The organism is Marinomonas foliarum, from assembly GCF_003337275.1.
Taxonomy (GTDB): domain Bacteria; phylum Pseudomonadota; class Gammaproteobacteria; order Pseudomonadales; family Marinomonadaceae; genus Marinomonas; species Marinomonas foliarum.
This window is the reverse complement of sequence record NZ_QPJQ01000046.1, coordinates 23,984-31,124: the sequence shown is the minus strand read 5'-3', so window position 1 is coordinate 31,124 and position 7,141 is coordinate 23,984. Positions and strand designations below refer to the sequence as shown.

Annotated in this window: 5 protein-coding genes; 3 read left to right on the top strand and 2 right to left on the bottom strand. The window is 42.2% G+C overall.

Annotation, left to right across the window (positions count from 1 at the left end; all coding sequences use genetic code 11):
* Positions 1–60: 60 nt before the first annotated feature.
* Together DFP77_RS17975 and DFP77_RS17970 are read right to left on the bottom strand one after the other, a co-directional pair.
* Entirely contained in the window at positions 61–915 is an 855-nt protein-coding gene (locus DFP77_RS17975) for a D-2-hydroxyacid dehydrogenase (RefSeq protein ID WP_114413591.1), read from the bottom strand.
* Positions 916–935: 20 nt separating this feature from the next.
* Positions 936–1,517: an arylesterase gene (locus tag DFP77_RS17970; RefSeq protein ID WP_239544085.1), complete on the bottom strand. Its 582-nt coding sequence runs from the start codon at positions 1,515–1,517 to the stop codon at positions 936–938.
* 71 nt (positions 1,518–1,588) lie between these two features.
* Between DFP77_RS17970 and DFP77_RS17965 the strand changes: the two genes are divergently transcribed.
* Genes DFP77_RS17965 through DFP77_RS17955 form a run of 3 tightly spaced genes read left to right on the top strand, consistent with a single transcriptional unit; the run spans position 1,589 to position 7,112 of the window.
* Positions 1,589–2,272: an ABC transporter ATP-binding protein gene (locus DFP77_RS17965; RefSeq protein ID WP_114413589.1), complete on the top strand. Its 684-nt coding sequence runs from the start codon at positions 1,589–1,591 to the stop codon at positions 2,270–2,272.
* Positions 2,269–4,728, top strand: a complete 2,460-nt coding sequence (locus DFP77_RS17960; RefSeq protein ID WP_114413588.1) for an ABC transporter permease — start codon at positions 2,269–2,271, stop codon at positions 4,726–4,728. The genes DFP77_RS17965 and DFP77_RS17960 overlap by 4 nt, the downstream gene beginning before the upstream one ends.
* Before the next feature lie 35 nt (positions 4,729–4,763).
* Positions 4,764–7,112 carry a DNA polymerase II gene (locus tag DFP77_RS17955; protein ID WP_114413587.1) on the top strand — a complete coding sequence of 783 codons (2,349 nt, stop codon included), beginning with the start codon at positions 4,764–4,766 and terminating at the stop codon, positions 7,110–7,112.
* Positions 7,113–7,141: the final 29 nt, after the last annotated feature.

Here is a 7,141-nt window from a genome sequence, read left to right as displayed (position 1 = left end):
CAAGTGGGTTAAGTGGTGATTAAATGTCGCTTCTGAGGAAATACTGTCACAAGCTGAAAGTCAGCTAAAAATTGTCTTACTTGTTCGTATGTTCCTTAATGATTGAAGTGGGTTATCTAGAGGCATTGGTTCTTGCGTAGCAACATCAAAGGCAGCACCTGCAATCGCATTATTTTCAAAAGCACGCACCAATGCGCTTTCATCAACAATACCGCCACGGCTGATGTTTAATAACAAACAACTATTCTTCATTAACGAAAACTCATCATCACTGATTAAGTCTTTTGTTTCTGGCGTTAATGGGCAATTAATATTAATAACATCTGCTACTTTCAAAGCCTCTTCAAAACAGATATAGCCCGGTCTTGTATTTGTAGCGCCTTTACGCTCAGCAAATACAACTTTCATTCCAAATGCGAGTGCGATAGCAGCGACTTCTTTGCCTAATGATCCATTACCAAAAATAGCCATAGTTGAGCCAGACAAATCTTTAATAGGATAATCAAGAAAACAAAAGTATTCAGAGGAAGACCATCTACCTGCTTTAACGGCATCTAGATAGGAAAACAAGCTTCTTCTTAATGCCAGCAGCATAGCAAAAGTATGCTCTGGTACACTGGTTGTCGAATAACCAGACACATTTTGGACGCTGATATTTTTGTCTTTGCAGGCGTCTAAATCGATATTATTTGTGCCTGTTGCCATTACTTGTACGAGTTTTAAATCCGCTGCACCGTTGATCGCAGTGGCGTCAACCACTACTTTATTGGTCAACACGATATTCGCATCTTTAATGCGTTCCGCTACTAGTTCAATCGGTGTGTTTTCATATGTCACCACATCAATAACTTTAACGGGTAATTGGATATTTATGTGGTCAGGGAATGATCCTCTATCTAAAAAAACCGCTTTCATCGAGCTTTCCTTATTTTTATCTATTTAACTCTGCCTAATAGTGGCTTTAAATATGGCAGTATATTTTGTAACACAATGGGCTGCCCATCCTTGTTCGGATGTAACCCATCTTTTTGCATTAGATCTTTATTTAGAGCAACGCCTTCAAGCATAAATGGCATATAGGCAATATCGTACTTAGTCGCGATATTCTTATATAAATTAAAGAACATTTCTGTATAGCGTTTGCCATAATTTTGCGGGATTTGGTTGCCAATCAACAACACAAGGGCACCGTTAACATGAGCTTGCTCAACCATTTTTTCTAAATTTCTAGTGGTCTGATCTAAAGGGTAACCACGTAAAGCATCATTAGCACCAAGCTCTAATAGTACCAAGTTTGGTTTATGCGTTGTTAGCAGATCATTGAAACGAGAAAGGCCGCCTTGCGTTGTTTCACCACTAACACTGGCATTAATAATGTCTATTTCTGGGTGAGATTGTGAAAGTTGGTTTTTTAGTAAACTAACCCAGCCATCTTGTTGTCGTAAGTTATATGCCGCACTAAGGCTATCTCCCATAACAAGTAGAGTGGAAGCCGAAGCAAGCGAACTGATGAACATGAGCGTCACTATTGTAAACCACTGTCTTATTTGTTTTTTTAACATATCAAACCTTTTTAGAGTGAATCACTATGGATAGAAACACCGCGATTAAAGTATCTAATTTAACTCATACCGTGACGTCAAATACAGGGGATTTAACCATATTGAAAGGAATTAATATGGAAATCAAAGAAAGTGAGTCCGTGGCCATTGTCGGCTCATCTGGCTCGGGTAAGTCAACTTTGCTCGGTTTGTTGGCAGGATTAGATGTCAACACATCCGGTGATATTTTCCTATATGATCAAGAGTTCTCAAATCAATCTGAGGAAGAAAGGGCTCTTGCTCGTGGTCAGTATGTTGGTTTTGTGTTCCAGTCTTTTCACCTATTACCAAGCTTACAGGCTATTGAAAATGTCATGTTGCCCGCCGAGCTAAAGGGAGATATAGACGCACGAGAGAAAGCTGAATCACTGCTAGAAAAAGTGGGCTTATCACACCGCTTAACGCACTATCCAAATCAGTTGTCTGGTGGTGAGCAGCAACGTGTTGCTATTGCACGTGCTTTTGCTTCAAATCCTAAGGTACTGTTTGCAGATGAACCGACAGGCAATCTCGATGAAGAGAACGGCAGACTCATTATCAAATTGCTATTCGATCTTAATCAATCACAAGGCACGACATTGGTAATGGTGACCCATGATAATGAATTAGCCAAAATGTGTGATCGTCAATTGGTCATGTCTGCAGGTCAGCTAACGGAAAAAGCCTTATGAGTTTCGCCTTTCGACTAATGTTCCGAGATATTCGCAGTGGCGACCTGCTCACACTTCTATTGGCTTTGGTTATTTCCGTTAGTACGGTGACATCAATAGGTTTGTTTATCGATCGCTTGCAATTATCCTTTGAAAAAGAATCAGCAAACCTTTTAGCGGCCGACCGACTAATCCGTTCAGATGATGTTATTCCAGCAGAATGGGAGAAAAAGGCATCCAATTTAACTCTGCAGACAGCCCAAAGAACGTCTTTTACCACTATGATGTTTGCCGACAACTCGCTTCAGCTATCGCAATTAAGTGCTGTTACTGATGGTTATCCACTAAGAGGCGCCTATTTAATCGATGATATGCTCTTTGGTACGGGGCAAAGTTCCACTGCGACACCAAACCAAGGCGAAGTATGGGTATCATCACGCTTAGCCAGCTTACTTAACGTTAGCCTTGGTGATCAGGTTGAAGTAGGTGACTTAGCGTTAACTGTCACCCAGTTTCTAGTGCGCGACCCTGGCTCTAGCGCTTCCGCTTTTGCAATTTCACCTCGAGCTGTAATGAATATGGCTGATCTAGCCGCTACGAATGTAATCATTCCAGGCAGTCGAGTACGCTACTCTCTATTACTTGCAGGAGACAGGGCATCACTAGATGAATACGAAGACTGGATCACGCCACAATTAAACGAAGGTCAGCGCTGGCGAACCCCAACACAACGTGGTGAACGTATCGGAGACACCATAGGCCGCGCTGAATCCTTTTTATTGCTTGCAGGTACGCTAGCGGTTGTGATGTCTGGTGTCGCCATGGCTCTAGCTTCTTCTCGCTTTGTAAAACGCCATTTGATGCAAGTAGCTATTCTAAAAACACTTGGCGCCACTCCTAAGCTATTAGGCCGATTATTTTTTCTGCAGCTATTTGTGTTATTCGTTGCTGGTGCTGTAGTCGGTTTAGGTATCGGATGGGGAATACAAGAAATTATTGCTTCCCTGCTATCTGGATTAATGTCGACGGCTTTGCCTGAGCCTTCAATTGGACGTTTATGGTTAGGTGCGGCAACTGGCTTAGTTTCTATGGTGGCTTTTTGCCTGCCTCTCATGTCTCACCTTATCAAGATATCTCCTTTATCTGTTTTACAGCCTAATGCAAAAATTGAGTTTAACTCCTTTGCAATCTACTTGATTGGCTTTATCGGCATGTTTGGCCTTATGTGTCTATACACTAACGGCTTTTTGCTACCGAGCATCATGACAGCGGCCATTTTAGGGATCGCGCTTCTTGTCGCCTCTATTGGTTGGTTCGCCTTTAAATTAGGGCGATCACTAACGTCTGGAGCCACCAGCGGCTGGCAGATAGGCCTTGCTTCACTATACCGAAGACTGGTTCCAAACCTGTTCCAACTATTGGTGTTCACATTAATCATTATGCTCACATTAATCCTTATTGGAGTCAGGTCAAATTTGATTGCAGATTGGCAGCAACAACTTCCTGAAGATGCACCAAATCACTACTTATTCAACGTGCAGGCAAACCAGATTGAGCCAATTAATGCCCAAACATCTGAATTAGGTGTACAAGCATCTGCTTGGTATCCAATGGTTCGAGGTCGTGTAACTGAAGTAAATAATGAAACAGTACAATCACTTTATCCTGAGGAAAGAGGTGAACCAGAGTTATATGAGCGCGAACTTAACCTGACATGGTCAGACACACTTGGACAAGGTAATGAGCTGGTTGCTGGTGATTTTTCTGCACAAGGTCTTTCTGTTGAGCAAGATGCTGCTAAAGAAGCGGGTTTATCACTTGGGGATGAGTTAACAATTAACATTGGCGGCAACCTCGTCACCTTGCCAATCACATCTATTCGCACGGTTGATTGGGGATCAATGCAACCTAACTTCTATTTGATCCTACCTAAAAGTGCGTTAGAGGATTACCCTGCCAATTTTGTTAGCAGCTTGTTTGTTAGTGATACCGAAGCTCAGTCTTTCTATCGAGCGATGGCGCAGTATCCTACGGTATCTATCTTGAACGTGGGTGATATCTTAAAGCAGATACAAGCCATCATAGGGCAGCTTTCTAAGGCAATTCAATTGGTATTGTTTTGTATATTGAGTGCTGGTGCCTTGGTGTTGTTAGCTAGTGTCCGCTCAACTCTAGAAGAGCGTCTCGAAGAGGGCGCGTTATTGCGAGTTCTCGGCGCAAGAAGTGCATTAGTTAGACAAGCTCTTCTCGTGGAGTTTGGTGCTCTGGGCTTCTTTTCTGGTTTGATTGCTGCCATAGGGGCAGAAACCTGTTTGTTTGGCTTGCAGGTATTTGTATTCAACGCTGAAGCGAGCTTTCACCCACTACTATGGATACTAGGCCCTGCTATTGGTGTTTTGGTAATAACAACCATAGGTGTGTTTGCCAGCAGAACAGTACTAAAAGTGCCACCCATGCTACTACTGCGTGGGTTATAATGTAGACCATTTTAAAAATACATTAGGCTGTTTAGATGTTTGTAGAAAAAACTGGCTATATTGTGAGCCGTCATACGCGCGAGGTTGACGGCCATATTGAAATGAGCCTTTTTATAAAAACTCCAGAGGGAACCGTAAAGGTCCTTCCAGATAGACAGCTGAGTGTATTTTTTACAGATACGCCGTTAGAGAAACTTCCCAAAGATATCGCTGGCATTCAATGTTCAGCATCACAATTGAAATCATTTAATAACGAACCGGTTTCATTGGTTCAAAGCAACAGCCTGATGCTACACCAGCAGATGATTAAGTGGGTTAAGAACAATGGCTTTGCTGTTTTTGAAGAAGACATAAAAGCCCACAACCGATATTTGATGGAACGTAATATACGTGGCGCAGTGCGCTTTATTGGCATCCCCGATTCTAGTAATCAAACGTTTCATCAAGCAAGAGTCATTGCAGGGGATTGGCAACCCGATTGGAATGTTTGGTCTTTGGATATTGAGACGTCAGTTTCAACCAATACATTGTTGTCTATTGGCATTACAGCTCGGGATCAACGCATTGCATTTGTTGTAACTGAGCAAGAAAAAGCTTCCCACATTATTCATCGTTTTAGCGATGAAAAAAATTTATTACTGGCGTTTATTCGTTATGTACGAAAGCATTCCCCAGACATTTTTATCGGCTGGAACTTAATTGGCTTTGATTTGCAGTTTATTGATCAGCGCTGTCAGATATTAGGTATTCGCCCAGCATTTGGTGTGAATGGGGAGAGTTGGAATATTCGCTCCTCTGACAATCAAGGAAGGTACTTTGCCAGTATTCCTGGGAGAGTCGCCTTAGACGGTATTACTTTACTTAAAGTTGGCGGATATCATTTCGAGTCTTATAGCCTAAACAATGTCAGCAATGAAATACTCGACGATGGAAAGCTGTTACATGGCAGTGAGCGCTGGCAAGAGATTGAACGCCTTCACAAGGAGGATCTTGAAGCTTTTGTTGCCTACAATCTTCAAGATTGCGATCTTGTTATGCGCATTTTTGAAAAATTAAAACTCATAGAGCTACAACAAACCCGTGTGGATTTAACTGGTATTCCGTTTGAACAAACTGGAGGCTCCGTTGCGGCTTTCGAGAATTTATATTTACCTAGATTACACTCTGCTGGCTGGGTGGCTCCTGCTTGGAGCACTGATGATTTCGTCGCCAGTCCAGGTGGTTTCGTTATGTCATCCATACCTGGACTTTATAAAAACGTCTTAGTGTTTGACTTTAAAAGTTTGTACCCCAGTATTATTCGCACTTTTTATGTTGATCCTTTGGCTCGCATAACGGCTCAACACTCTCAAAACCTTTCAGCTCAAGACAAATCATCATTACTGCTGGTTCCAGGCTTTCTCGGTGCTCATTTTGATCGCCAACGAGCTATTTTACCTTCATTGGTCGGGGAGCTTGCCCAAGCACGCGAAGAAGCAAAAAAGACAGGTAATAACATCTTAAGCTATGCAATCAAGATTATTATGAACTCCTTTTATGGAGTACTGGGCTCAAATGTCTGTCGCTTTTACCATGCCGAGCTCGCAAGCTCGATTACAATGCGAGGCCATGAATTACTAGGAAGAACGCAAGTATGGATGGAAGAACGAGGCGCAACAGTAATATATGGCGATACAGACTCTCTCTTCGTAATTCTTAATAGCGATATAGAAGACCCACAAAAGCAAGGCGAACAATTACGCGATGAAATCAATGCTTGCTTAGTCAACTGGTGTAAGGAATACGCTCAGCTTGATTCCCACCTAGAATTGGAATTTGAGCGTGTCTATGAACGGTTTTTTATGCCGACCATACGTGGGCAGGAAGAAGGTAGTAAAAAACGCTATGCAGGTTTATCAAAGGGGGAATTAGTCTTTAAAGGTTTGGAAGCAGCTAGAACAGACTGGACACCTTTGGCTCGCAAATTTCAGCGCACTTTATTTGAAAAAGTGTTTAGTGACGAAAATCCTATTACTTATATCCAAGAAACTATTAGTAACCTTAGAGCGGGAGTCTATGATGACCAGCTGGTTTACAATAAACAACTCAGCAGACCTTTATCATCTTACACCAAAAATAAGCCGCCTCATGTCAGAGCTGCTGCCATGATAGATCAAAAAAGAGCAGAGCAGGGACTTCCTTTGGAATACAATAAAGGCAGAAAGCGCGTTTACTATCTATATCAACGTGCTGGTGTGGTGCCTTATGAAAGCAGTGAGGACTTAATTGACTTGGACTACGAGCATTACATCGAAAAGCAGATAGAACCTATTGCTGACAGCATACTACCATTTTTCAAATCCAATATGGCGAGCCTGCTGTCACAACAAATTTCCCTACTCTAAAGTCATGTGGTTTGTACGCTTCCACCTTA